The following is a 24,347-nucleotide window of genomic DNA, read 5'->3' on the forward strand; positions in this document are numbered from 1 at the left end:
TCCCGCATGAACCAGCAGGACAAGGGGCTTGTCGCCCTGTGCGGCCAGCCGCTGGTGGCGCACGTGGCGCTCCGGCTGGCGCCGCAAGTGGGCCGGCTGATCATCAGCGCCAACCGCCACCAGGATCGTTACGCACCATACGGGCAGGTGGTGGAAGACGGCGAAGCCGATCTGGGGACCTTTCAGGGCCCGTTGTTGGGCATCGCGGCGGGGCTTGCCGCCGCCGCTTCAGACGATTGGCTGGTGGTGGCGCCATGCGACACGCCGTTCCTGCCCCGGGATCTGGCCGCTCGGCTGATCGGCGCGGCCGCATCGGCCGAGGTGCCGCTGGCCTATGCGGTGGCCAATGGCCAACGCCATTCCGCTTGCATGGCGGTGCGCACGTCGCTGCTGCCGCATCTTCGAGCCTATCTGCTGGGGGGCGACCGCAAGGTCGGCCTATGGCAAGCCCGAGCGGGCGGCGTCGAAGCGCGTTTTGATGACGCGCCCGACGCTTTCATGAACGTCAATACCCCCGAGGAGCTGGCCGCGGCCGAACGCTACGCCAGCCAGTGACGCAGGTCGTAGTACGGCACGCGGTCCATGTCGTTGACCTGCACATCGGCCGGCAAGCGCGCCAGACCCGTTGCCCAGGGCATTGAACTGATCACGCCCGACCCCTGATGGCCGTAGGGCACCAATTCACCACTGCCGTCGTCGGCTGTGCGCCGTTGAACGCGCAGGAATTCCTCACGGCCGTCTTGGCGCGGATGCTCGGTGCGCAGCGGCAGCAGGCTGATCGGCGGAAAGATCTCTTCGCGCCCTTGCATGCGCCGCGCAAGTGGCGACACCAGCATGGCGAACACGGCATAGGCCGACACCGGATTGCCCGGCAGGCTGACGATGGGCTTGCCGCCGATTTGCGCCAGTGCCACCGGCTTGCCCGGCTTCATGCGCACTTTCCATAGCGACAGCTCGCCGCCCAGCGCCGCCAGCGCGGGCTTGACCAGATCACGTTCACCGACCGACACGCCGCCCACGCTCAGGACCAGATCGCAGTCGGCCAGCAATGTCGTGAAGGCGGCCACCAGGTCGGCTTCGGTATCGCGTGCATGCAGCACGTGCACGGGCAGGGCGCCCAGGCCGCGCACCAGCGCAGCCAGCATGGGGCCGTTCGAGTTGTAGATCTGTTCTGGCGCGCGCGGCGTTCCGGGCGGCACGAGTTCGTCGCCGGTGGTCAGGATGCCGACGCGCAATTGGCTCACCACCGGCACGCTGGCCAGTCCTTGCGAGGCCAGCAGCGCCACATGCGCGGCCTGGAGCATCGTGCCGGCCGCCAGCAGCGGGGCGCCGGCCATCGTGTCTTCACCACGGCGGCGGATGTGCTGGTTTGGGGCGGGCTGGCGCGTGATCTCCACCTGGTTGTCGGCTTCGACGGTGTCTTCCTGCATGACGACGGTATCGGCGCCATCGGGAACCAGGCTGCCGGTGAACAGGCGTATCGCGTGGCCGGGTTTAAGGGGTTCTGGGACGTCGCCCGCATAGCAGCGCTGCTGGATGGGCAGGCGGCCGCCGGCACGCCAGTCGGCCACACGCAAGGCGTAGCCGTCCATGGCGCTGTTGTCTGCCGGAGGGATGTCCACGGTGGCCGTCAGATCGGTCGCCAGCACGCGGCCGGCAGCGTCATTCAGGCCAATGTCTTCGCAGCGTTGCAGCGGCCCCGCGGCATTGGCCAGCAGGGTCTGCGCTTGATCAAAATCCAGCATGGGTCAGTTGTCTTCTGGTTGAGGCTTGAAATGCGTGGCGAAATTGCAGGGCCGATGGCTGCTGTCGAGCTGTTCGCGCAGGATCTGCGCCCAAGCGGTTTCGCACGCATTGTTGGAACCGGGCAGGCAGAAGATCAGCGTCTGATTGGCTGAACCCGCGAACGCACGCGACTGGAGGGTGGAGCTGCCGATCTCGGTGTAGGAAATCTGGCGGAACAGTTCACCGAAGCCGGGGATTTCGCGGTCCAGCAGCGGCAGGATGGCTTCCGGCGTGTGGTCGCGATGCGAGAAGCCCGTGCCGCCCGTCGTCAGGATGATCTGCACTTCGGGGTCGGCGATCCAGTCGCTGATGACGCGGCGGATCTGATAGATGTCGTCGCGGACGATATCGCGGCGCACGCATTGGTGGCCAGCATGCGCCAGGCTGTGGGCAAGCAGGTTGCCAGACGTGTCGTCCCCCGCGCTGCGGGTGTCGCTGACGGTCAGCACGGCGCAAGCCAGCGACAGGGGGATGGGGCTTTCTTCGCTCATGGGTGTTCCTTCTTCGAAGCAGTGTCTGCATCCCAGGCATCCGTACGGTCCTGGTCGGATTGGCGCTGTTCGACCCAGAAGCTGTCGCCGCCCGAAAGCGTCTCGCGCTTCCAGAAGGGCGCGCGGGTCTTGAGCGCGTCAATGATGAATTCGCAGCCGCGGAAGGCGTCGCCACGGTGCGCGCTGGCCGCCGCGACGAACACGATCTGGGCATTGCGGGACAAGGCGCCCACCCGGTGCACGATCACCGTGCCGTCCAGGTTCCAGCGGTCGCGGGCGGTCGCGGCGATGGCTTCAAGCTCGCGTTCGCACATGCCGGGATAGTGCTCAAGAAAGAGCGTGTCGGTGGGCGAATCGGGCGCGTAGTCGCGTACATAGCCCACGAAGGTGACGATGCCGCCCACGCCGGGGCCTGCGCTCGCGCGGAGCGCAGCCGTCAGCGCGGCGCCGTCGAAATCGGCTTCCTGGACGCAGATCATGGCGCTCAACCTCCGGTCACGGGTTCAAACACCGCAACCTCGTCGCCGGGGCGGATCGGGGCAGTGGGCTTGGAGTGAGTTTGGTTGATGGCCAATTTCAGGCGCGAGGCGGGTGCCAGCTGGGGATAACGTTCGCCCAGCGCGGCCAGCAGTTGCGCGCCCGTGGATTCGCCATTCAGGGGCCAGTTTTCCGTGCGCTTGCCGACAAGCTCGGCCACGCGGGCGAAGTACAGAAGATTAATCGTTGCGCCATTCACCGCTTTTTCCTCCCGCCTTGTACTTAAGGCGTACTTGTTCGACCACGATGCCTTTGTCCGCGGCCTTGCACATGTCGTAGATGGTCAGCGCGGCCACGCTGCATGCCATCATGGCTTCCATTTCCACACCCGTTTTGTAGCTGGTGCGGCAGGTGGCCAGGATGTCGATGCGGTGCGCGGCATCGTCCAACGAGAAGTCGATGCCGACAAACGCCAGGGGCAGGCTATGGCACAGCGGAATCAGCTCGGCGCAGCGCTTGGCGGCCAGAACGGCGGCCACGCGCGCGGTGTTGAGCACTTCGCCCTTGCCTCGGCCCGGCTGAGTCAGCAGACCGTAGGCCACCGCGTTCATGCGCACGCTGGCGGTGGCGATCGCGACGCGCTCGGAATCCGTCTTGGCGATGACGTCGACCATGCGGACCTGGCCGGATTCATCCAGGTGACTCAAGGTGGGGGTGGAGGGTGGCATGGGAATCGGGATCGAGAATTGTTAATGTTTGAAAAGAGCGGTCCCGGCTGGCCGGGAGGGGCCGCTGTTACGCCTATGATAGACGAGCGCTAACCGGGGCGCGATAATCGCCTTCAACTCGTATCAGGAGACTCGCGATGCCCTTGCGGATGCCCAAGCTTCGGTTCACCCGCCGCGCCGGCAAGATCCTTCTGGGCATCGTGGCGTTCGCACTGATCCTGTGCGGCATTGCTGCCTGGCAAGTTCCCAAAGTCCTGCATAACGTCCTGACCGGGGACGTCTCAAAGATGATCGGCCGTGAGATTTCCGTCGGCAAGATCAGCTTCAACCCGTTCACCCTGACTGTCCGTGCCCGCGACCTGGCGGTGGCCCAGCCCGGGTCGCAGACGCCGTTGCTGTCGTTGTCCGAACTGGATGCCAGTGCGGCGTGGAGCTCCCTGTTCTGGTTCGCGCCGGTTGTCGATCGTTTGACGCTGCGTCAGCCTAACATCGCTATCGTTCGCGAAGACGTCACGCGCTTCAATTTCTCTGACATACAGCAACGAGTGGCCGAAATGACGGCCGCTCAGCCCGCCGAACCGCCCAAGCCGGATGCCGGCCCACCCCGGTTTTCGCTGAACAACATGGTGATCGAAGGCGGCACCATCACGCTGGACGACAAGGTCACGGGCCGCAAGCAGGTCATCGATGAATTGGGCGTGGGCGTGCCGTTCATCTCCACCTTCGGTTACGCCACCGATATCGACGTGCAGCCGCGGCTGCACCTGCGCATCAACGGCAGTCCGTTCGACCTGACCGGCGTGGCCCGCCCGTTCGACAAGGTGCCGTCTTCGACGCTGCGTGTCGCGTTCAATGGCCTGCAACTGGAGAAGTGGGCGGACGTCTGGCCGATGCCGCTGCCGTTCAAGCTGGACAGCGCGCTGTTGGACTCCAATCTGCAAGTCGTGTTCGAGCAACCCAAGGATGCGCCGCCCAAGATCCGCGTGGTGGGCGACCTGGGCCTGCGGCGCTTCGATCTGCGCGACACCGCTGGCGAAGGCCTGATCGCCTGGAGCGCCCTGACCGTCTCCCGACTGGAACTGGAGCCAATCGCGCGCCAGGTGTACGTGGGCGAAGTGGGGCTGTGGGCGCCGCAGATCAACGTGCGCCGCTACGCCAATGAGCACCTGAACTGGCAGGACGTGGTTGCCAAACTGAAGGAACTGGGCGGCGTGGCGCCGGAAGAAACGCCGGTGGCCGATAAGCTGAGGCGGGATGTCGGATTGAAGGTGGCGCCGAAGGCCGATGCGTCAAAGACGCCCGCCCAGGCCACGGCACCCGCTGAAACGCCGCCGGCTGCTCCCGCCGCCACCACCCCAGCCACCCCAGCCACCCCAGCCACCCCAGCCACCCCAGCCACGCCCGCCACGCCTGCCACAGCGGCTGCCTCCGCGCCGGCCAGCCCGGACGCCACCGTTCCGCCGGCACCGCCTGCCGCCCCGGCGGAATGGAAGGTCACGCTGGATGCCTTCAACCTGCATGAGGGCGAGCTCTACATCACCGATGCGATCAGCAAGCTGGACTACGTGATGACCGGCATGGCCGTGACGGTGGAAGGCGTGACGATTCCAGAGGTCAAGGACCAGCCCGTCAACCTGTGGTTGACCGTGGACAACAGCACCGATGGGGGCTGGATCCGCGCCAAGGGGCCGTTGGTCTTGAAGCCGCTGTCGCTGGAATTGGGCGTGAAATTGGGAAATGTGGCCTTGGCTCCCTTGGCGCCCGCGGTGCGCAGCGTGGCTCCGATCGTGCTGCTGGATGGCCGTCTGGGCGCGACGGCGCAGGTGCACGTGCTGGAGAAGAACGGCGTCGTGGATGCTTCCGCAACGGCCGTGCAGGCTGACTTGGCTCAATTCAAGGCGCGCGACGAATCGCTCAAGCCCGCGCTGGACATTGCCTTGCAAACGCTGCACGTCACCGCTGACCGGCTGGCGATGGGGCCTGGACAAACCAATTTCACGCTGGCCGCCGCGGGCATTCAAGGCAACGGCAAGCTGGATCTGAAAGGCATGTTCACGCCGCAACCGCTGACGCTGAAATCGTCCGTGGACCTGTCCGAACTGAACGTCGCATCCTTTGCGCCATATGCGGCTTCCAGCCTGAACGCCACGGTGCGTGCCATCACGCTGGGGGCGAAGGGCGATGTGGACTTTGCCGCTGCCGCGGGCAATGCGCCGATGAAGGTCAATTGGAAGGGCGGTGTCGAGGTCACGGGCGTCGACCTGCAAGATCGGGTCAACAACGACGACTTCCTGAACTGGAAGCGGCTGGGCTTTTCCGGCATGGACATCTCGGTGGCGGGCGACAAGATCGGTGCCAAGCTGGGCGACATCGCGCTGGAAGACTTTTACGGCCGGATCCTGCTGAATGCGCAGGGCCGCCTGAATGTCATGGACCTGGTGGCAGCGCCTGGGCAGGCGGGCGGCTCCATCACGCAAGATACGCAGACGCCGGGCAGACAGGCCGCTCCCCCCGCGCCGACGCCCGCCGCCAAGAGCAGCGCCAGCGCCGGCATGCCGGATATCTCGGTCAACAGTGTCACGCTGTCGCGCGGCCGCATGACGTTCACCGATCGCTTCGTCAAACCCAATTACGTGGCCGAGCTCTCGGCCATCGAGGGCGCGATCACGGCGGTGTCGTCCACCAATCCGCAGCCCGCCAAAGTCAAGGTCACGGGCCGCGTGTACACCACGGCGCCCCTGTCGATCAGCGGCATCGTGCAGCCCTTCGCCAAGTTCCTGACGCTGGACCTGAAGGCGTCGGCCAAGGGCGTGGACCTGCCTCGCTTCAATACCTATTCGGCCAAGTACGTGGGCTATCCGATCAAGCGCGGCAAGCTCTCGGTGGACCTGGAATACAAGATCAAGGACCGGGCGTTGCAGGCCTCCAACCACGTGGTGTTGAACCAGCTGACCTTCGGCGACAAGACCAACAGTCCGGATGCCACCAAGTTGCCGGTGTTGCTGGCCGTGGCGCTCTTGAAGGACTCGCGCGGCAATATTGACATCAATCTGCCGATCTCCGGTTCCCTGGACGACCCTGAATTCTCGGTGGGCGGCATTGTGGTGCGCGTGCTGTTGAATCTGGTGGTCAAGGCCGTGACGTCGCCGTTCAGCCTGTTGGCCTCGGCCTTCGGCGGCGGCGAAGAATTGTCCTATGTGGAATTCGCGCCGGGCAGCGCGGTGTTGACCGACGATTCCGTTCAGCGCATCGACACGCTGATCAAGGCGTTGACGGATCGTCCGGCGCTGAAGATGGACATCAGCGGCCGCGCCGATCCCAAGACCGACATGGAAGGCCTGCGTCAAGCCTGGGTCGACGGCCAGATCCGCGCCGCCAAGGCCGCCGCCACCACGCCGCGCGGCAAGAAGCCCAGTGCGGCAGGCGTGCAGGTGTCTGCCGCCGAACGGACCAAGTATCTGGAAGAGGTCTACGACGATACGGACATCAAGGACAAGCCGCGCAATTTCATCGGCATGTCCAAGTCTGTTCCTGCGGACCAGATGGAAGCAATGCTGCGCAGCGTGGCGCCGGTGGGTGACGAGCAGTTGCGCCAACTGGCGGATGCGCGCGCGCAGGCGGTGTATGAGAAGTTGCAAGCCCAGGAAGGACTCGCGGATCGAGTGTTCATCGTTGCGCCGCAGCTGGACGCGGACGGCATCAAGGACGAGGGGCAACCCTCGCGCGTGGACTTCTCCCTGAAGTGAAACCAGCAGGTCATCGGGGGTACGCGCCGCGTCCCCCGGCCACGCTTTTGCCAGGAGATTTTCAATGAAAGATCAGGACGCGCACTTCGACAGCCTGCTGCCGCCTCTGCGGCTGGACCGGCGAGGCTTCATTGCCACGACGGTGGCCGCGGGCTTTTCGCTGGCGGCCGGCACGGCCGTCGCCCAGACGGCGATAGCCACGGACGCCAAGGGGTTGTTGGCGGGCAAGATTGATATCCCGACGGCGGATGGCAAGATGCCCGCGTATCGCGCGGCGCCACAAGGCAAGAAGGGCCTGGCCACGGTGATTGTGGTGTCGGAGATTTTCGGCGTGCACGAGTACATTCAGGACGTGTGCCGCCGCTTGGCCCACCTGGGCTATCTGGCCATTGCGCCCGAGCTTTTCGCGCGCCAAGGCGATCCGTCGAAGTACACCGAGATTCCGAAGTTGCAGGCCGAGATCATCGGCAAGGTGCCGGATTCGCAGGTCCAGGGCGACCTGGACGCGACCGCCAAGTGGGCGGCGGCCAATGGCGGCGACGCGGACAAGCTCGGCATCGTGGGGTTCTGCTGGGGCGGCCGCCAGGTGTGGTTGTATGCGGCGCATAACCCGAAGCTCAAGGCGGGCGCGGCGTTCTACGGCCAATTGGCGGGCGAACCCAGCGAACTGAAGCCCAAGTCGGTGCTAAGCCTGGTGAATGATCTGAAGGCGCCCGTGCTGGGGGCTTACGGTGGCAAGGACGCCGGCATTCCGCAGACGGACGTGGACCGCATGCGGATCGAACTGGCCAAGGGGCCGGCGGCGGCGAAGGCGTCCAGGATCGATGTGTACCCAGACGCCCCGCATGCGTTTCATGCGGACTACCGGCCGTCTTATCGCAAGGCCGAGGCCGAGCAGGCGTGGACCCGCATGTTGGATTGGTTCAAGCAGAACGGGCTCTGATCGGGCGGGGCGGTGTACGCCGCCCCTATCCCTTTACCCCTATCCCTTTTCCCTATCTCCTCGCCAGATTCACTGCGCGCTCTCCCCTGGCAGGCCATCGCTGACTTCCGCCAGGGCATTCTTCATGTCCTCGTAGCTCATGACGCGCTCGTTCTGGAAGCTGCCCAGTACGCCCCGGCATCCATCCACGTTCGAGCGCTTCATCTCGTCCATCATGGTTTTGCCTTCGGCCAGGCCCTGTTGATAAAGGGTGTCGTAGCGGTTCGACGAAAAACCGTATTCCTTCGCGTACTGCGTCAGGTTCGTCTTCGACGTGGCCTGGTGCTGGGCCAGATCGGGTTCCGAGGCGCCGCAGGCGCGGGCTGCGCCATTGGAGGCGCCAGCGGCGGTCACGAAGGAATCATATTGGGCTTGTTCGGCGGCGTCGGGTGCGGCCCAGGTCGGAGCGGCGGCGGTGGCCAGAACCCAGGCCAGGCCTGTCAAGATCGTGCGCATTGGTGAATCTCCGCGTGATGCCCGCGAGCCAGCCAGCGGTTCGGACGGGCGAGGGTTACTGCAACATTATGGCAATCAGCCGTTTCCAGGCCGTGAGACTGGAGTGTTGAGTCGTTTCAGACTGTGCATCTTCTTTTCCCGGCGTCTTGCCGGCAGCAGGCCGGCCGCGCAGGAACTATGATGGAGGATGTGAGGCGCTCCTGCCTCAATGCATCACCCCCCAATTATTCTGGAGATCACCATGACGATCAAAGTCGGCGACCGCGTGCCGGATGGCACCCTGACCGAATTCATCGAAACCGAATCCGCCGGCTGCTCGCTGGGTCCCAATGCGTTCCAGGTTGCAGACCTGACCCGCGGCAAGACCATTGCCCTGTTCGCCCTGCCGGGCGCCTTCACCCCGACCTGCTCGGCCAAGCATCTGCCGGGCTACGTGGAGCAAGCTGCCGCGCTGAAGGCCAAGGGCGTGGACGAGATCTGGTGCGTGTCGGTCAACGACGCTTTCGTCATGGGCGCCTGGGGCCGCGAGCAAAAGACGGAAGGCAAGGTTCGCATGTTGGCCGACGGCTCGGCGCTGTGGACCAAGGAACTGGGTCTGGAACTGGACCTGATCGCGCGCGGCATGGGCGTGCGTTCGCAGCGCTACTCGGCGCTGATCGTCGACGGTGTGGTCAAGCACCTGAACGTGGAAGCGGCTGGCAAGTTTGAAGTCAGCGACGCCGCCACGATGTTGTCGCAAGCCTGATCCAACGTAGTTCCTGTTTTACCGCTCAACGCGGCGGGCAGCCTTTTGCCGCCCGCCGCGTGAATGCCAGCAGCGGTTGCCAACGCCATGCTCGCCACCATCTCCTCTTTCTCGTCGCTCTATTTCGCGACCTTGCTGATGCTTATCGGCACGGGTCTGTTCAACACCTACATGGGCTTGCGCCTGACGGCGCAGTCCGTCAGCGAAGTGTGGATCGGCGTTCTGATCGCCGGCTATTACCTGGGTCTGGTGTGTGGCGCGCGGCTCGGTCACCGGTTGATCATCCGCGTGGGTCACATCCGTGCGTTCGTCGCCTGTGCGGCCATCGCCACGAGCATGATCCTGGCGCAGACGCTGGTTGATTCCATGCCGCTGTGGCTGGTGTTCCGTCTGATTTCAGGCGTGGTGATGGTGACCGAATTCATGGTCATCGAAAGCTGGCTCAACGAGCAGACTGAAAACCATCAGCGGGGCCGGGTATTTTCGGTCTACATGGTGGTGTCGGGCCTGGGCACGGTGCTGGGGCAATTGGCGCTGACGGCCTATGCCACCCTGGACCTGCGCCCGCTGACGCTGGTGGCCATGTGCCTGGTGCTGTGCCTGGTGCCGATCGCCGTCACGGCGCGTTCCCACCCGCCCACGCCGCTGCCCGCGCCACTGGATATCCGCTTCTTCATGCGCCGGGTACCGCTATCCATGACGGTGCTGTTCGTGGCGGGCAATCTGTCCGGGGCCTTTTATGGGCTGGCGGCGGTCTACGGCGCCAAGCATGGCTTGTCCACGTCGCAGGCGGCGATCTTCGTGGCTGCGGCCGTCACTGCCGGCCTGTTGTCCCAATGGCCGATGGGCTGGCTGTCCGACCGCATCAACCGTGCCGGGCTGATCCGCTTCAACGCGATGCTGCTGGTGCTGCTGCCTACCGTGATGTGGGGCTGGCTGACCCTGCCGTACTGGGCGCTGGTGGCCATGTCCTGCGTCTTTGGCGTGTTGCAGTTCACGCTGTATCCGCTGGGCGCGGCATTCGCGAATGACCACGTCGAGTCCGAACGCCGCGTCAGCCTGTCTGCCGTGTTGCTCATGACCTATGGCGTGGGCGCTTGTATCGGCCCCATGGTCGCGGGCTTGTTGATGTCGCTGGCTGGTCCCAGCATGTATTACGTCTTCATTTCGGCTTGCGCCTTGATTCTGGTGTGGCAGGTGCGTCCGACGCGCGTCACCGGTGCGCATCAGGTGGATGAAGCTCCCACGCACTTTGTCGCCATGCCCGATACGCTGCAAAGCTCGCCGGCCTCGGCCGTGCTGGACCCGCGCGTGGACCCCGAAAACGATATCGCGATGGAAATGGTGCACCCCGACCCGTCGGCGGCGCCGACGCCTGCGCCCTCAGAACCCACGACTGCCGATGTGCCCGCAGCCGGCGCTGCCGAGCCCCAGGCCGACGACAGCGCCGAGCAAGAGCGCCGCACCGGCACCTGATCTGTCGTCTACCAGGGCGCCATCAGCACGATGGCGGCCAGTGCCAGCGCAATGCCCAGCGCGTTGATGCGTGTCAGCGGTTCGCGGAAGGCCAGTGCGCCAACCAGGGTGCCCAGCGTGATCACCCCCATGTTCATCGACGCAAACACCAGCGCGGGATGCTCGGGCAGCGACTGATGGGCGCGGATGTAGGTCAGGATATTGCCGAAGTTGGCCAGACCCAGCGCCACGCCCGCCAGCACATGCCGGCATTGCCAACGCACCCGGCGGTACAGCAGATAGGCCAGCATCAGCACACCTGACAGGACAAAGGCCAGCAACAAGCCTCCAGCGAAGGCGGTGCCGGCGCGCGCCACCTGCTTGAACAGAATGTCGATGACGCCATAGCCCGCCCAGACCACCAGGGGCCACAGCCAGGCTGCCCGGCTATCCGCGATGCCCTGCGAGGCGGCGGGGCGCCGCAGCAGGCAGGCCAGCGCGCTGAACGCCATCAGGATCGCCGCCAGCTTGCGGCCGCTGATGGATTCACCGAAGAGCAGGAAGGCCGCCAGCAGGGGAATGAAGAGCGACAGGCGTTGCGCGGCGTCGCTGCGCACGATGCCGGCATGGCGCACCGCCACGGCCATCGCCAGGAAGACGCTGGGCAGCAACACGCCCAGCGCCGCAAGCACGAGCCAGGGCGTCTGCGGCGTCACCAGCGTTGCGGGGTCCGGGCGCAGCACGCCCCAGCAGAGCAGGGCGGCCATCGCGTAATTCACGGTGATGGCCTGGCGCACGTCCACGTCGTACCGGCGAGCCAGCTTCAGCAGTACCGCGACGGTGACGCTGCACGCGACGCTTGCCAGCAGATACAGGACGCCAGGTGTCAGCGGCACGTGGCGCCGTCGGCGTGCTGATGTTGATGCTGGGACGCATCGACATGCATCCCCAAGCGTTGCAGCAGGCGCTGGTCGGCTTCCATTTGGGGATTGGCGGTGGTCAGCAGCGCGTCGCCGTAGAACATGGAGTTGGCGCCCGCCATGAAACACAACGCTTGCAGCGCGTCATCCATGGTTTCGCGACCGGCCGACAGACGCACCGCGGCGCGCGGCATGGTGATGCGCGCAACGGCGATGGTGCGCACGAACTCGAACGGGTCCAGGGCTTCGACGTTGGCCAGCGGCGTGCCTTCGACCTGCACCAGATTGTTGATCGGCACCGATTCGGGATAAGGCTCCATGCTGGCCAGTTGGGCGATCAGGCCGGCGCGCTCGCGCCGGGATTCGCCCATGCCCACGATGCCGCCGCAACAGACGTTGATGCCTGCATCGCGCACGCGGTCCAGCGTGTCCAGGCGGTCCTGGTAGGTCCGGGTGGAAATGATCTTGCCGTAGAACTCGGGCGAGGTGTCCAGATTGTGGTTGTAGTAGTCCAGCCCGGCTTCTTTCAGTTGTTCGGCCTGGCCATCGCGCAGCATGCCCAAGGTGACGCAGGTTTCCAGGCCCAGCGCCTTCACCGCCGTGACCATTTCGGCCACGGCCTCCAGGTGGTGCGGCTTGGGGCTGCGCCAGGCAGCGCCCATGCAGAAGCGTTGCGCACCGCCTGCCTGGGCGGCGCGGGCGGCAGTGACGACGTCTTCCAGCGGCATCAGCTTGTCGGCGTCCAGTCCGGTGTCGTAGTGCGAGGACTGAGGGCAGTACGCACAGTCCTCGGGGCAGCCACCGGTCTTGATCGACAGCAGGCTGGACAACTGGATGGCGTTCGGATCGAAATGGGCGCGGTGGGTTTGCTGGGCACGGTGCACCAGATCCATGAACGGCAGCTCGTAAAGCGCGATGACGTCAGCGGCGCTCCAGGCGGGGGCGGGCATGTGCTTGGTCGTCGTCGGAACGGGGATGTAGGCGGTCTGCATGAACGGGCTCCTGTCGGTCTTGCGGGAATCACGCCGCTTGCCGGAAAGCAAGGACGGGATCGGCGGATCGTAAGAAGCTGCGCCGGGTTTGCGCAATGCGGGCCAATGGGCTGGAAATGGAGGGGTTTAACGCGCCAATAAGCGAATATGAAGGATATTGGGCGCCGCCAATGACTAACGCGGCGTCATCTTCGTTGACGCCGCGACCTCGGATATTTTGCTTCCAATTGTAAAATTGGATCTGTCAGGCTTATTTCGAGGCTGGTTTGTCCCGAATACGGGTCGATTCATGGCCAGTGATGCCGCGGTCGCGTGCCCATACGATCGCCGCGCTGCGCCGGTGCACGCCAATCTTGCTGTAGATCGTGGCCACGTGGTTGCGCACGGTATTGCGCGACAGTTTCAGGCTCTTGGCGATGCCATCGTCATCATGGCCCTGGCACAGCAAGCCCAGCACTTCGCGTTCGCGCGTTGTCAGTTGCGCCAGTTCGGCCACGTCGCGGGTGGCGGGGGCGGGCTCGCGCAGTTGCGCCAGTTTTTCGATGATGCCCCGGCTGAACCAGGACGTGTCCTGCATGACGGCCTCGATCGCCGCCAATAGTTCCGTTTCGGAGCGTTTGCGCTCCGTGATGTCCTGCATCACGATCAGCAGACGCGGCTGGCCGCCGATCATCACTGGTTCGGCCGACACCAGGCAGTCCAGTTTGTCGCCGTCCTGCGTGCTTAGCGTGGCCTCGCGGTTGCGTGCGCTTTCGCCGCGCTTCAGGCTGGCGTTCATGCCCTCGTAGGGCTGCAAGCCCAAGTCCGTCAGCGCCTTGCCCGCGCTGTCTGTCGGCGATGCGCCGGTTGCCGCCGCGAATGCCTCGTTGATGTCCAGCACCAGCAGGGTGTCGCCTTCGCATACCGCCATTGGCACCGGAGCCAGGCGAAAGGCTTTGGAGAATCGTTCTTCGCTTTCACGCAGCGCCAGTTCAGTGCGCTTGCGCGCTTCCAGATCGATGAAGGTGAACAGCATGCAGGGCTCGTCCTGCATGTCGATGGGCTGGCCTGCGACCATCACGAATTTCGCGCCGCCGTCCGCCAGTTTCACCACGCCTTCGCGCTGTGTGATGGTTTGGCCTTCATTCAATTTGGCCACCGCGGATTCCTTGTCTTCGCCGCCGTCCAGCACGTCCAGTTCATAAGCTGACTTGCCCAGCACGGTGTCGCGCGTGTAGCCCGTCATTTCCAGAAAGCCCTGGTTCACCTTTACGTAGCGCAGATCGGACAGCCGGCAAATCAGCGCGGGGGCGGGATTGGCGGCGAAGGTGCGCTCAAAGCGTTGTTCGGCGTTCAGGTGCGCGGTCTGGTCGTGCAGGATCAGGACGCGGTAGTCGACGCCATTGCCGCCGTCCAGGTTCAGGCCGCGAGCACGCAGATTCCGCAGAAATTCATCATCGTCCTTGCGGCTCAGATCCAGCAGCAGGTCATCAAATGGCTCGCCGGCGGCCAGTCGGTCCAGCGGGTACTGGCGGGCGGATACGCGGTGATGGTTGCGATAGGTCAGCGTATAGCGCTTGCGATAGCCGGCGGGGGTGCCGCCCAGCTCTTGCAGCGTTTCCACGCCATGCAGTTCTAGTGCGCTGTCGTTGGCCCAGGTGATGGCGCCGTCAGGTTCGAGCACGATGATGCCTTCATTTAACCCCGCGATGATGCTTTGGAGGTGTTGGCGATGTGCTTGGGGTGCGGCGGCGTCTTCGGTCACGTAGGCCTCTTCGGTTCGCATGCATGAGCACACAGGATGAAGGCGCATGACGATGCTGTCCAGAGAGCAAAACGGACGAGTCTTCGCGGTGGGGGAGGAGGGTAGAGAGCGTGGCGGGCGCAGAAAAGCAAAAAGCTCCGGAATCCGGAGCTTCTGCGATGCACTGCCATGTGATCAAGCACAAGGTGCTTGGCGGAGCGGACGGGGCTCGAACCCGCGACCCCCGGCGTGACAGGCCGGTATTCTAACCAACTGAACTACCGCTCCGCAGCGGTGTACTCAACTTCATCACTACACTGCGGTGTCAAGGCAGCTTGGTACTACATGCCAAAAAAGCTGGCGTCCCCTAGGGGATTCGAACCCCTGTACTCACCGTGAAAGGGTGATGTCCTAGGCCTCTAGACGAAGGGGACCTGAACTTGAACAGAACTGCTAAAAACTTTACTACGGTACTGCGTACTGGTGGAGGTAAGCGGGATCGAACCGCTGACCTCTTGCATGCCATGCAAGCGCTCTCCCAGCTGAGCTATACCCCCCAGGGGTCCTATGTTGTTCCGGACTTCAAACAACAAGGTCTCACACTCTATAAAAGCAAAAAGCCCCGAAGACGGAGCTCTTGAAAGACTCAGAGCGAGAGAGCTTTTGGCGGAGCGGACGGGGCTCGAACCCGCGACCCCCGGCGTGACAGGCCGGTATTCTAACCAACTGAACTACCGCTCCGCAGCGGCTTACTCAACTACTTTGTCACTTCAACTGCATTTATCTACTGCGTATTTATGTACTGCTTTACTGCATTGGTACTGCAACTTGCTGCCAGTAAACTGGCGTCCCCTAGGGGATTCGAACCCCTGTACTCACCGTGAAAGGGTGATGTCCTAGGCCTCTAGACGAAGGGGACTTGGACTTGCAAATACTGGTACTACGTTCTTCGCTGTTGACTGGTGGAGGTAAGCGGGATCGAACCGCTGACCTCTTGCATGCCATGCAAGCGCTCTCCCAGCTGAGCTATACCCCCGTTTCTCTAATCAATTCCTGCTACGTTTTACGACTGAAACACACGTTTTATGGTGCGCTTTTTCGTAGTTCGTTGCCGGTTTTGTTTAGTGCCGTTGGCGAAGAAACGAGATTATGCACGAACAAAATGGGGTGTGCAAGTCGCTTGGGGGCAAAAAGCGTAAAACCGGTCAAAAAAAGGGGTCCGGAACGGTTTTTTTGCGCATTTCGTGCGCATTTTCACCACAGAGACATGCCAGGCGATTGGTGCAGATTTCAGGAAAATCAACGACTTGTGCGAATGCTATGGTGAGGATGAAATTTTTTATTCATCATGCGGCTTTCGCGTGAAAAAAGTGTGGTCGCATTCACATGGGCATTCCGGCATGAGCAACAAGACTTCGTTTCCCACTCGGCCGTTGGGGCGCAGCGGCATGGACATCACGCGCATTGGCCTGGGTGCGTGGGCAATGGGCGGCAACGGCTGGGCCGTGGGCTGGGGGCCGCAGGATGACGCGGATTCCATCGCCGCCATTCGCCTTGCGGTGGATCGCGGCATCAACTGGATTGATACCGCGGCGGTATACGGCCTGGGTCACTCCGAAGAGATCGTGCGCCGCGCACTGGCACAGATGGCTCCCGCCGACAGGCCCTATGTCTTCACGAAATGCGGACTTACCTGGTCGGCCGACAATCCGCTGGCGCCACCGCGGCGCACGGGTGCGCCCGCCAGTATCCGGCGCGAAATCGAGGATTCACTGCGACGGTTGGGGATAGAACGCATCGACCTTTATCAGATGCATTGGCCGGCAGGCGACGGCACGCCGATCGAAACCTATTGGCAGGAATTGCTGGACCTGAAGCAGGCGGGCAAGGTGGGCGCCATTGGCTTGTCGAACCACAACCTGGCGCAATTGCAGGACGCCGAAACGGTGGGACATGTGGATTCCCTGCAACCCCCGTTCTCGGCGATTCAGCGCACGGCGGGCGCGGACCTGATTCCGTGGTGCGCTGAGCATGACATCGGCGTCATCGTCTACAGCCCGATGCAATCCGGCCTGCTGACCGGCCGCTTTTCCGCCGAGCGGGCACGTGCGCTTCCGGCGGACGATTGGCGCTCGCGGCATGCGGAGTTCATGCCGCCCAATCTGGCGCGGAATCTGGCGTTGGCCGATGCGTTCAAGCCCATTGCCGAACGGCATGGCACGACCGTGGCGGCGGTGGCTGCCGCGTGGACGTTGGCATGGCCCGGGGTGACCGGCGCCATTGTCGGCGCGCGCAGCGCCGCGCAAGTCGATGGGCTGTTGGGCGCCGCGGAATTGGAGTTGGATGGCGACGATCTGGACGCCATCGCCGAGGCGATCGAACTGACGGGCGCTGGCACCGGGCCGGTGCGCCCGCCGGAAGACAGCGCCAAGCTGCCCGCCAACCTGTTCGCCTGAAACCGGATCAGGCGCGGCGTGTTTTGCGACCGCTGCCAATGGCGGCGATCAGCACCAGGCCCACGAGCGCCAGCGCGATCTTGTCGCCGAAGCGTGCATATGGCGTCAGGCCCGTCATGCCTTGCACGGACACGGGCAGCATGCCGGCTTGCAGCGGGGCAAGTTGCGCGGCGACATGACCCTTGGCGTCGATGGCGGCGGTGATGCCGGTATTGGTCGCCGTCAGCATGGGACGCGCGGTCTCCATGGTGCGTAGCCGACCGATTTGCAGATGCTGGCGCAAGGCCCAGGAATCGCCGAACCAGCCCAGATTGCTGACGTTGACCAGGATGGTCGCACCCGGCTCACCATCGGGGCTGGGCAGCAGCGCCGGCAGCAAGTCGGGGCCGAACAGGTCTTCGTAGCAGATGTTGAAGGCAATATGCTGGCCGCCCACGGCGAAGGGGGTCTGGCGTTCCGCGCCGCGATCGAAATCGCCCAGCGGGATGTTCAGCATGTCCACGAACCAGTGGAATCCTGGCGGCACGTATTCGCCCCAAGGCACCAGATGGCGTTTGTCGTAGCGCATGGTGGTGCTGCCGGCGACCAACTGTTCGACCGGCGTATTGCCGTCAAACCCCATCACGCTGTTGGTATAGCGTTCGCGGCCATTGACGCGGTCGTGCAGGGGTACGCCCATGGCAATGGTGAAGTTGCCTCGGGCGGCCACGCCGCGCCAGGCATCCCAGATGCGCGGATCAAGCTGATCCTGAAACACGGGCAATACCGTTTCGGGCAGGATCACCAATTCCGGCGCGGGGACGCCGGCGGGCGGCGCCATGGCCGTCATTTCCAGGTGGCGCACCAGGCTTTGTTCCAGCAGCGCCGGGTCGAATTTCTGTGATTGTTCAATGTTGCCCTGGATCAGGCGCACATTCAGCGGATCACCGGTGGGGGAAGACCAGTCCACGCGCGATAGCGGCCAACCGGCGACGGCCAGCGCCAACGCAATGCCGGCCGCCAGCGCTTGGCGCGAGTCTCTGGCCTTTTTGCGGGACGGCTGCCAAAGGCTGGCGATGGCGGCAGCGGCGAACGCGGCCACGAATGCCATGCCATGAACGCCCAGTATCGGCGCCCAGCCGGCAATCGGGCTGTCGACCTGCGCATACCCGATGTTCAGCCACGGGAAGCCGGTGAACAGCACGGCGCGCAGCCATTCAAAGCCGGCCCATAGCGCGGCCCAGGCCAAGGTGGCAGACAAGATGCCGGATGGCGTCGTGTCGTTCGTCAATGGGGTGAATCGACGCGCCAGCGCACTGGCCGTGGCAGGAAACAGCGCCAGGAACGAGGACAGGGCCAGCACGCCGGCCACCGCCAGCGGCGCGGCTAGATCGCCATAGCGATGCATGCTGATGTAGAGCCAGTACAGGCCCACGGCATAGGTGACGAAGGCGAACAGCCAGCCGCGCGCCCAGGCCTGCTTGGCCGACGGGGCGGTAAGCGTGACGCGCGCGGCGATGGCAAGCGCCAGGATCTGCGTGATGGCCAGCGCCCAGTCCGGCAAAGGGCCGGGCGCGAAGGTCAGGGCGTGCACGGCACCTGCCAGCGTCAAGCCGGCGGCGCCGCGCAGGAGTCGGCTGCGCGGGGTACGGCTCATGCGTCGTCGTGGGGGCGAGAAGTTTGGGTGGGCGTGTTGCGCTTGACGCGCAGCCAGATGGCGCGGCGGGCATCACCGCGCGCCACTTCCATGCGCAGTCCGTCGAATTCGGCGATATCGCCGCGGCGCGGGATGCGGCCCAACTGGCCTCCCATCCATCCGCCGACGCTGTCGTATTCGTCATCGGGCAAGCGGCAGCCGAACACCTCGTTGAAGTGCGAGATATCCGTGGCGGCCAGGACGCGCCATTGGTTTTCGCCTTCGGGGAAGATCGAGTCTTCTTCGGTTTCGTCGAATTCGTCTTCGATGTCGCCGACGATCTGCTCCAGCACGTCTTCCATCGTGACCAGGCCCGAAATGCCGCCATGCTCATCGATGACGATGGCCTGGTGGTTACGGCTGGCGCGGAACTCGTGCAGCAGCACATTCAGGCGCTTGGATTCCGGGATGAACACGGCGGGACGGACCAGCGTGCGCATTTCGATGTTGGGTTCCAACATGCAGCGCAGCAGATCCTTGGCCAGCAGGATGCCGATGATGTTGTCACGGTCGCCTTCGTAAACCGGGAAACGCGAATGCGCGGTTTCGATGACCGTGGCGACGAGATAGGGGATGGGCTGGGTGACGTCCAGCAGGTCCATGCGCGAGCGTGGAACCATGATGTCGCCGACGGTGCCCTCGGACACGGCCAGCGCGCCCTTGATCATCTTGTAGGACTCGGCGTCCAGCAGGTTGCGGTCGTGGGCGGCTTCCAGAATGGCCTTGATGCCTTCGCGGTCCTCGGGCTCTCGGCGCACAAGGGAAAGCAGGCGGTCTAGAAGGGATTTAGTGGCGGGTTTGGCTGAGCGAGCAGAGGTCGCTTCGGGGGCAGGGTAAGGGTCAGACATCGTCCGGGAGGACAAGTTATGGAGGGGCCAGCATAACCGAAACTGGCTTCCCGTTTGTAACCGCGACCGTGAAAAAGGGGCCAAACGACGTCATCTACGCCTTGCGTGGCGCCATTTTCCGGCAATTTCTAGGGGTAGACCCGCACTGCGGGCCTCCGGTGCCCCGGCTATTGCGCAGTGACGTAAGGATCGGCGATGCCCATCTTCGCCAGCGTGGCGGTTTCCAGCGCCTCCATGCGCTTGGCGTCACGTGCCTTGATGTGGTCGTAGCCTAGCGAGTGCAGCACGCCGTGGACGGTCAGATGGGCGGCATGGTCCAACAGCGCCTTGCGCTGTTCGCGGGCCTCGCGCACCAGCACGGGCACGCACATGACGATGTCGCCGCGCGCGACCCCCACCGGGTCCACGCCGTACTCGAACGTCAGCACATTGGTGGCGTAGTCGCGTTCGCGGAAATCCCGGTTCAGGCGGCGGCCTTCTGCCGTGCCGACCAGCCGCAGACTGAGTTCGGCGGCCGAAAAATCGACCAGACCGTCTTCCGCGGCTGCTGCCAGGGCGCGTTCCGCCCACCGGCGCAGACGCCAGCGGGGCAGACGGGCTTCTTCGATCCCGTACTGGACGGACAGGGACAGATCAGGCTTCATTTTCGGAGGCACGGTCATAGGCGTCGACGATGCGGGCGACCAGCGGGTGGCGCACGACATCGCGGCTGGTGAAACGAGTGGTGGCGATGCCCTGCACGTCGTGCAATACCTTGACCGCGTGAGCCAGGCCGCTGTCCTGCCCGCGGGGCAGGTCGACCTGGGAGGGGTCGCCGGTGATGACGGCCTTGCTGCCGAAGCCAATCCGCGTCAGGAACATCTTCATCTGTTCCGGCGTGGTGTTCTGCGCTTCGTCCAGGATGATGAAGGCATGGTTCAGCGTGCGTCCGCGCATATAGGCCAGCGGGGCGATTTCAATCGTCTGTTTCTCGAACAGGCGTTGCACCTTCTCGAAGCCCATCAGATCGTAGAGCGCGTCATACAGCGGGCGCAGGTAAGGGTCTACTTTCTGGGCCAGGTCGCCGGGCAGGAAGCCCAGGCGCTCGCCGGCTTCGACGGCCGGGCGGGTCAGCACCAGGCGCTGCACGGTGTCGCGTTCCATCGCGTCGATGGCGCAGGCCACGGCCAGCCACGTCTTGCCAGTGCCGGCGGGGCCGACACCGAAGGTGATGTCGTGCTTCAGGATGTTGTTCAGGTAGTCGCGCTGACGCGGCGTGCGTGGACGCAGGTCGCTGCGCTTGGTCCGCAGCGCGATGCTGTCGCTTTCGTCGTCCAAGGCGGGCAGCGGATCGGCTTCCCGCACCTGTTCTTCCTGGGGCTTTTCTTCCTGACGTCCCACGCCGATCTCGACCAGACCCAGTTGGATGTCGTCGACCGACAGGGCGCGGTGCACGGCCTGTTCGTGGAAGCGTCGCAGTACCCGGCCGGCCAGTTCGGCCTGTTCGCCTTCAATGGTGACGCGGCTGCCACGGCGAGAGAGCTTGACGCCCATGCCGTCGGCAAGCTGCCGCAGATTTTCGTCCAGCGGGCCGCACAGATTGGCCAGGTGGGTGTTGTCGCCGTCCAGATTGACGACGGCGGGCATGCTGCGGCGGGCGCGGGAACGGGGAGTGGTCATTCAGTCTCTTGGAGATCGCGGTCCACGTCAGCCACCCGGGCGCGCAACGAATTGGTGTGCGCTTCGGTGATGACGACGTCAACCATTTGTCCGATAAGCCGCGCGGGTGCGGCGAAGTTCACGATGCGGTTGTTCTCGGTGCGGCCCATCAGTTCGTTGGGGTCGCGGCGCGAGGGACCTTCCACCAGCAGGCGTTGGCGCGTGCCGACCATGTTGCGGGCGATGGTGGCCGCCTGTTCATTGATCAGCGCTTGCAGGCGCTGTAGGCGGCGCAGCTTCACGTCCTGCGGCGTGTCGTCCGTCAGGTCGGCCGCGGGCGTGCCGGGACGGCGTGAATAGACGAACGAGAACGAGGTGTCGAAGCCCACGTCCTGGATCAGCTTCATCGTCTTTTCAAAGTCTTCTTCGGTTTCGCCGGGGAAGCCCACGATGAAATCGGACGACAAGGTCAGGTCGGGGCGGGCCGCGCGCAGGCGACGGACCACCGACTTGAATTCCAGCGTGGTGTAGCCGCGTTTCATGCCGGCCAGCACCCGGTCGCTGCCCGCTTGCACGGGCAGGTGCAGGAACGACACGAGCTTGGGCAGGCGGGCGTAGGCGTCCACCATGCGCTGCGTCATTTCCTTGGGGTGCGAGGTGGTGTAGCGGATGCGTTCGATGCCGGGGATTTCGTGCACGTATTCCAGCAGCATGGCGAAGTCGGCGATGTCGTCCGTGCCTTCCATCTTGCCGCGGTAGGCGTTCACGTTCTGGCCCAGCAGCGTCACTTCCTTCACGCCTTGGTCGGCCAGGTCGGCGACTTCGATCAGCACGTCCTCGAACGGGCGCGAGACTTCTTCGCCGCGCGTGTAAGGCACGACACAGAAGCTGCAATACTTGCTACAGCCTTCCATGATCGAGACGAACGCCGTCGCGCCGTCCACGCGCGGGGGCGGCATGTTGTCGAACTTTTCGATCTCGGGAAAGCTGATGTCCACTTGCGAGCGGCCTTCCGAGCGGCGACGCGCGATCAGGTCGGGCAAGCGGTGCAGCGTTTGTGGGCCGAACACCACGTCCACGTAAGGCGCGCGCTTGACGATGGCTGCGCCTTCCTGGCTGGCCACGCAGCCGCCGACCCCGATCACCAGATTCGGGTTCGTTTTTTTCAGGTGCTGCACCCGGCCCAGGTCCGAGAAGACTTTTTCCTGCGCCTTCTCGCGCACCGAACAGGTATTGAACAGGATGACGTCGGCGTCTTCCGGGTTGTCGGTCAGTTCCAGCCCCTGGTCACCGCGCAGCACGTCGGCCATCTTGTCCGAGTCGTACTCGTTCATCTGGCAGCCGAAGGTGCGGATGTACAGTTTGCGGGGAGAGCTGGCGCCGGCGTCTGCGGGGGCGTCCGCGAGGGGGGTAGCAGCGGTGCCGCCGTCGTGCGGAGCGTTCACGCGCGCATTGTCGCGTTTCAGGGAGGTTTCTTGCATGATGGTCGCCGTGACGGGTGTAGATCCCGGGGGCTAAAGAGCTGGAAAGGCGGAATTTTAACCCTTGCGTGAAAATTGTTTCTTGGTCTGGCAGGCGGTCGCCGTTACGATAGCGATCCGGCCAGCTTTCAGCGGCTGGTAAATATTTCTCATTTTCCTTGAGCGGTACCGATGACTCCCAATCCCATGACGCCTCCGGTGGCCGCTCCCGTGACCCCCGCCGCGCCAGGCCTGCCCGCGCCAGACGAAGTCCGTAACCCGTTTTCGCTAGCTACCTGGCTGTCGCTGGGCGTTGCCCTGGCCTTGGTGGCCGGCGCCTGCGCGCGTTGGGTGGATCTGCCGCTGGCCATCTGGATCAAGCAGTCGGTATCCGATGGCGTGAACGAGTCCTTTGAATGGGTCGGGCAGTTGGGTGAAAGCGGCCCGTACATCGGGGTCGCGCTGGCCTTTTACGTCGTGGGCCTGATTGGCCTGGCGCGCGGCTGGCGCAACCCCTTGCGCATGAGCTACGCCAGCATGGCACGCGGCAGCCTGCTGATGCTGTCCACCATGGCGGTGGGTGGGCTGGTGGTGTTGGTGCTGAAGCGATCGGTGGCGCGGGCGCGTCCCGAGTTGTTCTTCGAGAAAGGCATCTACGGCCTGGGCGAATCCTTTTCGCGCGTGCAGCAGTTCAATTCCTTTCCGTCCAGCCACACCTACGCGGCGTTCGCGGTGGCCGTGGTGCTGGGCATCCTGGCCCCGCGCTGGCGCGTGGCCTTCCTGCTGTTGGCGGCGTTGGTCGCAATGAGCCGGCTGGTCAATCTGGACCACTACCTGTCCGACGTGATGACCGCGGCCGGCATCGCCGTGCTGGTCGGCCACGTGCTGGCCCCCCGCGTCTTGTGCAGCAAATACCAATGGCCGCTGCGCGCGCCGTGGCGCTGGTGGAAGAAGGCGTAGGGGCGAATACCGCCCTTGGCCGAGGCCGCAGGCCGCGCTTCGACGCTTCGCAGACGGCTTAGGCGAAGTTGATCACCACGCGCCGGTTGGTGCGGCTTTTCTTTTCGATCTTGGTGACGGCGATGGGGCCGATCTCGGCCGTGTTGCGCACATGCGTGCCGCCGCAGGGCTGGCGGTCGACGCCCGGGATCTCGATGATGCGGATGCTGGCGGTGCCGGCGGGCGGCGCGGCGCCCACGGTGCGGACCAGATCGGGTTGCGCGGCCAATTCCTCGGGCGTGATGCAATTCACGGCGACGTCGGTGCGGGCGTTGATCAGCGCGTTCAGGCGGTCGGTCAGGTCGGTCTTTTCCAGCGTGGATTCGGGCAGGTCGAAATCGATGCGGGCGGAATCGGGCGAGATACTGCATCCCGTCACGGGCGCCGGCACCAAGGAACCCAGCAAGTGCAAACAGGTGTGCAGGCGCATCAGCCGATGGCGGCGGGGCCAGTCGATGGCGACGACAACTCGGTCGCCCACTTGCGGGGCCGTGTCGCCATCCAGCACATGCAGGATGCGTTGGCGGTCGTCGGCGTAGACGGTGTCGCTCAAGGTCAGGACACGGCCGTCCGCTAGCGTAAGCGTGCCGGTGTCGCCTGCTTGCCCGCCGCTGCGCGCATAACAGACGGTTTCGTCCAGTTCGATGCCGTCGGGGCTGACGGCGATGACGGTGGCGTCGCACTGGCCCAGATAGGGTTCGTCATCGAATCGCTTGTACGTGGCGGGCATGGGGAGGTCTCCGGTCTGGGTTGCTGAGTTGTTGTTATGGA

The 24,347-nt window shown here is 64.4% G+C and carries 22 protein-coding genes and 6 tRNA genes; 7 read left to right on the forward strand and 21 right to left on the reverse strand.

Annotated elements, in window-relative coordinates:
* Window positions 1-6: 6 nt before the first annotated feature.
* On the forward strand, window positions 7-555 hold the full coding sequence (gene mobA / locus HV753_RS25435; protein WP_175177413.1) for a molybdenum cofactor guanylyltransferase MobA: 549 nt from the start codon (window positions 7-9) through the stop codon (window positions 553-555).
* Here the strand turns inward: mobA and HV753_RS25440 are convergent.
* From HV753_RS25440 to moaC, 5 genes are read right to left on the reverse strand one after another with little or no spacing between them, the layout of a single operon-like run.
* Window positions 540-1,745: a molybdopterin molybdotransferase MoeA gene (locus HV753_RS25440; RefSeq protein ID WP_175177365.1), complete on the reverse strand. Its 1,206-nt coding sequence runs from the start codon at window positions 1,743-1,745 to the stop codon at window positions 540-542. The genes mobA and HV753_RS25440 overlap by 16 nt on opposite strands.
* 3 nt (window positions 1,746-1,748) lie before the next feature.
* On the reverse strand, window positions 1,749-2,276 hold the full coding sequence (moaB, locus tag HV753_RS25445; protein WP_175177366.1) for a molybdenum cofactor biosynthesis protein B: 528 nt from the start codon (window positions 2,274-2,276) through the stop codon (window positions 1,749-1,751).
* Window positions 2,273-2,755 carry a molybdenum cofactor biosynthesis protein MoaE gene (locus HV753_RS25450; protein ID WP_175177367.1) on the reverse strand — a complete coding sequence of 161 codons (483 nt, stop codon included), beginning with the start codon at window positions 2,753-2,755 and terminating at the stop codon, window positions 2,273-2,275. The genes moaB and HV753_RS25450 overlap by 4 nt, the downstream gene beginning before the upstream one ends.
* A gap of 5 nt (window positions 2,756-2,760) precedes the next feature.
* Entirely contained in the window at window positions 2,761-3,012 is a 252-nt protein-coding gene (locus tag HV753_RS25455) for a MoaD/ThiS family protein (protein WP_175177368.1), read from the reverse strand.
* Complete coding sequence (gene moaC / locus HV753_RS25460; protein ID WP_175177369.1) at window positions 2,993-3,481, reverse strand: cyclic pyranopterin monophosphate synthase MoaC; 489 nt, start codon at window positions 3,479-3,481, stop codon at window positions 2,993-2,995. Before moaC ends, HV753_RS25455 begins: the two co-directional genes overlap by 20 nt.
* Before the next feature lie 137 nt (window positions 3,482-3,618).
* On the opposite strand from moaC, the gene HV753_RS25465 reads away from it, so the two are divergent.
* Together HV753_RS25465 and HV753_RS25470 are read left to right on the forward strand one after the other, a co-directional pair.
* On the forward strand, window positions 3,619-7,227 hold the full coding sequence (locus tag HV753_RS25465; RefSeq protein ID WP_175177370.1) for a DUF748 domain-containing protein: 3,609 nt from the start codon (window positions 3,619-3,621) through the stop codon (window positions 7,225-7,227).
* A 64-nt stretch (window positions 7,228-7,291) separates the two neighbouring features.
* Window positions 7,292-8,170: a dienelactone hydrolase family protein gene (locus HV753_RS25470; protein ID WP_175177371.1), complete on the forward strand. Its 879-nt coding sequence runs from the start codon at window positions 7,292-7,294 to the stop codon at window positions 8,168-8,170.
* Window positions 8,171-8,239: 69 nt separating this feature from the next.
* Here the strand turns inward: HV753_RS25470 and HV753_RS25475 are convergent, their stop codons facing one another.
* Window positions 8,240-8,665: a hypothetical protein gene (locus tag HV753_RS25475; protein WP_175177372.1), complete on the reverse strand. Its 426-nt coding sequence runs from the start codon at window positions 8,663-8,665 to the stop codon at window positions 8,240-8,242.
* Window positions 8,666-8,906: 241 nt separating this feature from the next.
* Between HV753_RS25475 and HV753_RS25480 the strand changes: the two genes are divergently transcribed.
* The gene (locus HV753_RS25480) at window positions 8,907-9,410 is read left to right on the forward strand and encodes a peroxiredoxin (RefSeq protein ID WP_175177373.1); all 504 of its coding nucleotides are present in this window, start codon (window positions 8,907-8,909) and stop codon (window positions 9,408-9,410) included.
* 87 nt (window positions 9,411-9,497) lie between these two features.
* Entirely contained in the window at window positions 9,498-10,886 is a 1,389-nt protein-coding gene (locus HV753_RS25485; RefSeq protein ID WP_175177374.1) for an MFS transporter, read from the forward strand.
* A gap of 8 nt (window positions 10,887-10,894) precedes the next feature.
* Here HV753_RS25485 and HV753_RS25490 read toward each other — a convergent pair whose 3' ends face one another.
* The 9 genes from HV753_RS25490 to HV753_RS25530 form a co-directional block, all read right to left on the reverse strand.
* The gene (locus HV753_RS25490; protein ID WP_175177414.1) at window positions 10,895-11,755 is read right to left on the reverse strand and encodes an EamA family transporter; all 861 of its coding nucleotides are present in this window, start codon (window positions 11,753-11,755) and stop codon (window positions 10,895-10,897) included.
* Complete coding sequence (bioB, locus tag HV753_RS25495) at window positions 11,752-12,777, reverse strand: biotin synthase BioB (protein ID WP_175177375.1); 1,026 nt, start codon at window positions 12,775-12,777, stop codon at window positions 11,752-11,754. The genes HV753_RS25490 and bioB overlap by 4 nt, the downstream gene beginning before the upstream one ends.
* A 250-nt stretch (window positions 12,778-13,027) precedes the next feature.
* The gene (locus HV753_RS25500; RefSeq protein ID WP_175177376.1) at window positions 13,028-14,542 is read right to left on the reverse strand and encodes a helix-turn-helix transcriptional regulator; all 1,515 of its coding nucleotides are present in this window, start codon (window positions 14,540-14,542) and stop codon (window positions 13,028-13,030) included.
* Window positions 14,543-14,711: 169 nt separating this feature from the next.
* Window positions 14,712-14,788, reverse strand: a tRNA-Asp gene (locus tag HV753_RS25505).
* A gap of 70 nt (window positions 14,789-14,858) precedes the next feature.
* Window positions 14,859-14,934, reverse strand: a tRNA-Glu gene (locus HV753_RS25510).
* Window positions 14,935-14,981: 47 nt separating this feature from the next.
* Window positions 14,982-15,057 (reverse strand) — tRNA-Ala (locus HV753_RS25515).
* 107 nt (window positions 15,058-15,164) lie between these two features.
* Window positions 15,165-15,241, reverse strand: a tRNA-Asp gene (locus HV753_RS25520).
* A gap of 102 nt (window positions 15,242-15,343) precedes the next feature.
* A tRNA-Glu gene (locus tag HV753_RS25525) sits at window positions 15,344-15,419 on the reverse strand.
* Between the two features lie 41 nt (window positions 15,420-15,460).
* Window positions 15,461-15,536: transfer RNA gene (locus HV753_RS25530), tRNA-Ala, on the reverse strand.
* A 364-nt stretch (window positions 15,537-15,900) separates the two neighbouring features.
* On the opposite strand from HV753_RS25530, the gene HV753_RS25535 reads away from it, so the two are divergent.
* A complete protein-coding gene (locus HV753_RS25535; RefSeq protein ID WP_175177377.1) occupies window positions 15,901-16,956 on the forward strand; it encodes an aldo/keto reductase in 1,056 nt (351 codons plus the stop codon).
* A gap of 7 nt (window positions 16,957-16,963) precedes the next feature.
* Here the strand turns inward: HV753_RS25535 and lnt are convergent, their stop codons facing one another.
* From lnt to miaB, 5 genes are all read right to left on the reverse strand, one after another.
* Window positions 16,964-18,592 (reverse strand): apolipoprotein N-acyltransferase, encoded by a 1,629-nt coding sequence (gene lnt, locus HV753_RS25540; protein WP_175177378.1) that lies wholly within the window; start codon window positions 18,590-18,592, stop codon window positions 16,964-16,966.
* A complete protein-coding gene (locus tag HV753_RS25545; RefSeq protein WP_175177379.1) occupies window positions 18,589-19,479 on the reverse strand; it encodes a CorC family transporter in 891 nt (296 codons plus the stop codon). Before HV753_RS25545 ends, lnt begins: the two co-directional genes overlap by 4 nt.
* A gap of 167 nt (window positions 19,480-19,646) precedes the next feature.
* Complete coding sequence (gene ybeY / locus HV753_RS25550; protein ID WP_175177380.1) at window positions 19,647-20,123, reverse strand: rRNA maturation RNase YbeY; 477 nt, start codon at window positions 20,121-20,123, stop codon at window positions 19,647-19,649.
* Window positions 20,113-21,138, reverse strand: coding sequence for a PhoH family protein (locus tag HV753_RS25555; RefSeq protein ID WP_175177381.1), 1,026 nt, complete (start codon window positions 21,136-21,138; stop codon window positions 20,113-20,115). Before HV753_RS25555 ends, ybeY begins: the two co-directional genes overlap by 11 nt.
* A complete protein-coding gene (gene miaB, locus HV753_RS25560; RefSeq protein WP_175177382.1) occupies window positions 21,135-22,598 on the reverse strand; it encodes a tRNA (N6-isopentenyl adenosine(37)-C2)-methylthiotransferase MiaB in 1,464 nt (487 codons plus the stop codon). Before miaB ends, HV753_RS25555 begins: the two co-directional genes overlap by 4 nt.
* Window positions 22,599-22,769: 171 nt before the next feature.
* Between miaB and HV753_RS25565 the strand changes: the two genes are divergently transcribed.
* Window positions 22,770-23,537, forward strand: coding sequence for a phosphatase PAP2 family protein (locus tag HV753_RS25565; protein ID WP_175177383.1), 768 nt, complete (start codon window positions 22,770-22,772; stop codon window positions 23,535-23,537).
* A gap of 58 nt (window positions 23,538-23,595) precedes the next feature.
* Here HV753_RS25565 and HV753_RS25570 read toward each other — a convergent pair whose 3' ends face one another.
* On the reverse strand, window positions 23,596-24,306 hold the full coding sequence (locus tag HV753_RS25570; RefSeq protein WP_175177384.1) for an alanyl-tRNA editing protein: 711 nt from the start codon (window positions 24,304-24,306) through the stop codon (window positions 23,596-23,598).
* Window positions 24,307-24,347 lie beyond the last annotated feature (41 nt).

This window comes from Achromobacter pestifer, from assembly GCF_902859625.1.
GTDB classification, from domain to species: Bacteria; Pseudomonadota; Gammaproteobacteria; order Burkholderiales; family Burkholderiaceae_B; genus Achromobacter; species Achromobacter pestifer.

Coding starts and splice junctions, on each gene's coding strand:
- mobA (WP_175177413.1), top strand. CDS start 7: ATGAACCAGCAGGACAAGGGGCTTGTCGCCCTGTGCGGCCAGCCGCTG.
- HV753_RS25440 (WP_175177365.1), bottom strand. CDS start 1,745: ATGCTGGATTTTGATCAAGCGCAGACCCTGCTGGCCAATGCCGCGGGG.
- moaB (WP_175177366.1), bottom strand. CDS start 2,276: ATGAGCGAAGAAAGCCCCATCCCCCTGTCGCTGGCTTGCGCCGTGCTG.
- HV753_RS25450 (WP_175177367.1), bottom strand. CDS start 2,755: ATGATCTGCGTCCAGGAAGCCGATTTCGACGGCGCCGCGCTGACGGCT.
- moaC (WP_175177369.1), bottom strand. CDS start 3,481: ATGCCACCCTCCACCCCCACCTTGAGTCACCTGGATGAATCCGGCCAG.
- HV753_RS25465 (WP_175177370.1), top strand. CDS start 3,619: ATGCCCTTGCGGATGCCCAAGCTTCGGTTCACCCGCCGCGCCGGCAAG.
- HV753_RS25470 (WP_175177371.1), top strand. CDS start 7,292: ATGAAAGATCAGGACGCGCACTTCGACAGCCTGCTGCCGCCTCTGCGG.
- HV753_RS25475 (WP_175177372.1), bottom strand. CDS start 8,665: ATGCGCACGATCTTGACAGGCCTGGCCTGGGTTCTGGCCACCGCCGCC.
- HV753_RS25480 (WP_175177373.1), top strand. CDS start 8,907: ATGACGATCAAAGTCGGCGACCGCGTGCCGGATGGCACCCTGACCGAA.
- HV753_RS25485 (WP_175177374.1), top strand. CDS start 9,498: ATGCTCGCCACCATCTCCTCTTTCTCGTCGCTCTATTTCGCGACCTTG.
- bioB (WP_175177375.1), bottom strand. CDS start 12,777: ATGCAGACCGCCTACATCCCCGTTCCGACGACGACCAAGCACATGCCC.
- HV753_RS25500 (WP_175177376.1), bottom strand. CDS start 14,542: ATGCGAACCGAAGAGGCCTACGTGACCGAAGACGCCGCCGCACCCCAA.
- HV753_RS25535 (WP_175177377.1), top strand. CDS start 15,901: ATGAGCAACAAGACTTCGTTTCCCACTCGGCCGTTGGGGCGCAGCGGC.
- lnt (WP_175177378.1), bottom strand. CDS start 18,592: ATGAGCCGTACCCCGCGCAGCCGACTCCTGCGCGGCGCCGCCGGCTTG.
- HV753_RS25545 (WP_175177379.1), bottom strand. CDS start 19,479: ATGTCTGACCCTTACCCTGCCCCCGAAGCGACCTCTGCTCGCTCAGCC.
- ybeY (WP_175177380.1), bottom strand. CDS start 20,123: ATGAAGCCTGATCTGTCCCTGTCCGTCCAGTACGGGATCGAAGAAGCC.
- HV753_RS25555 (WP_175177381.1), bottom strand. CDS start 21,138: ATGACCACTCCCCGTTCCCGCGCCCGCCGCAGCATGCCCGCCGTCGTC.
- miaB (WP_175177382.1), bottom strand. CDS start 22,598: ATGCAAGAAACCTCCCTGAAACGCGACAATGCGCGCGTGAACGCTCCG.
- HV753_RS25565 (WP_175177383.1), top strand. CDS start 22,770: ATGACTCCCAATCCCATGACGCCTCCGGTGGCCGCTCCCGTGACCCCC.
- HV753_RS25570 (WP_175177384.1), bottom strand. CDS start 24,306: ATGCCCGCCACGTACAAGCGATTCGATGACGAACCCTATCTGGGCCAG.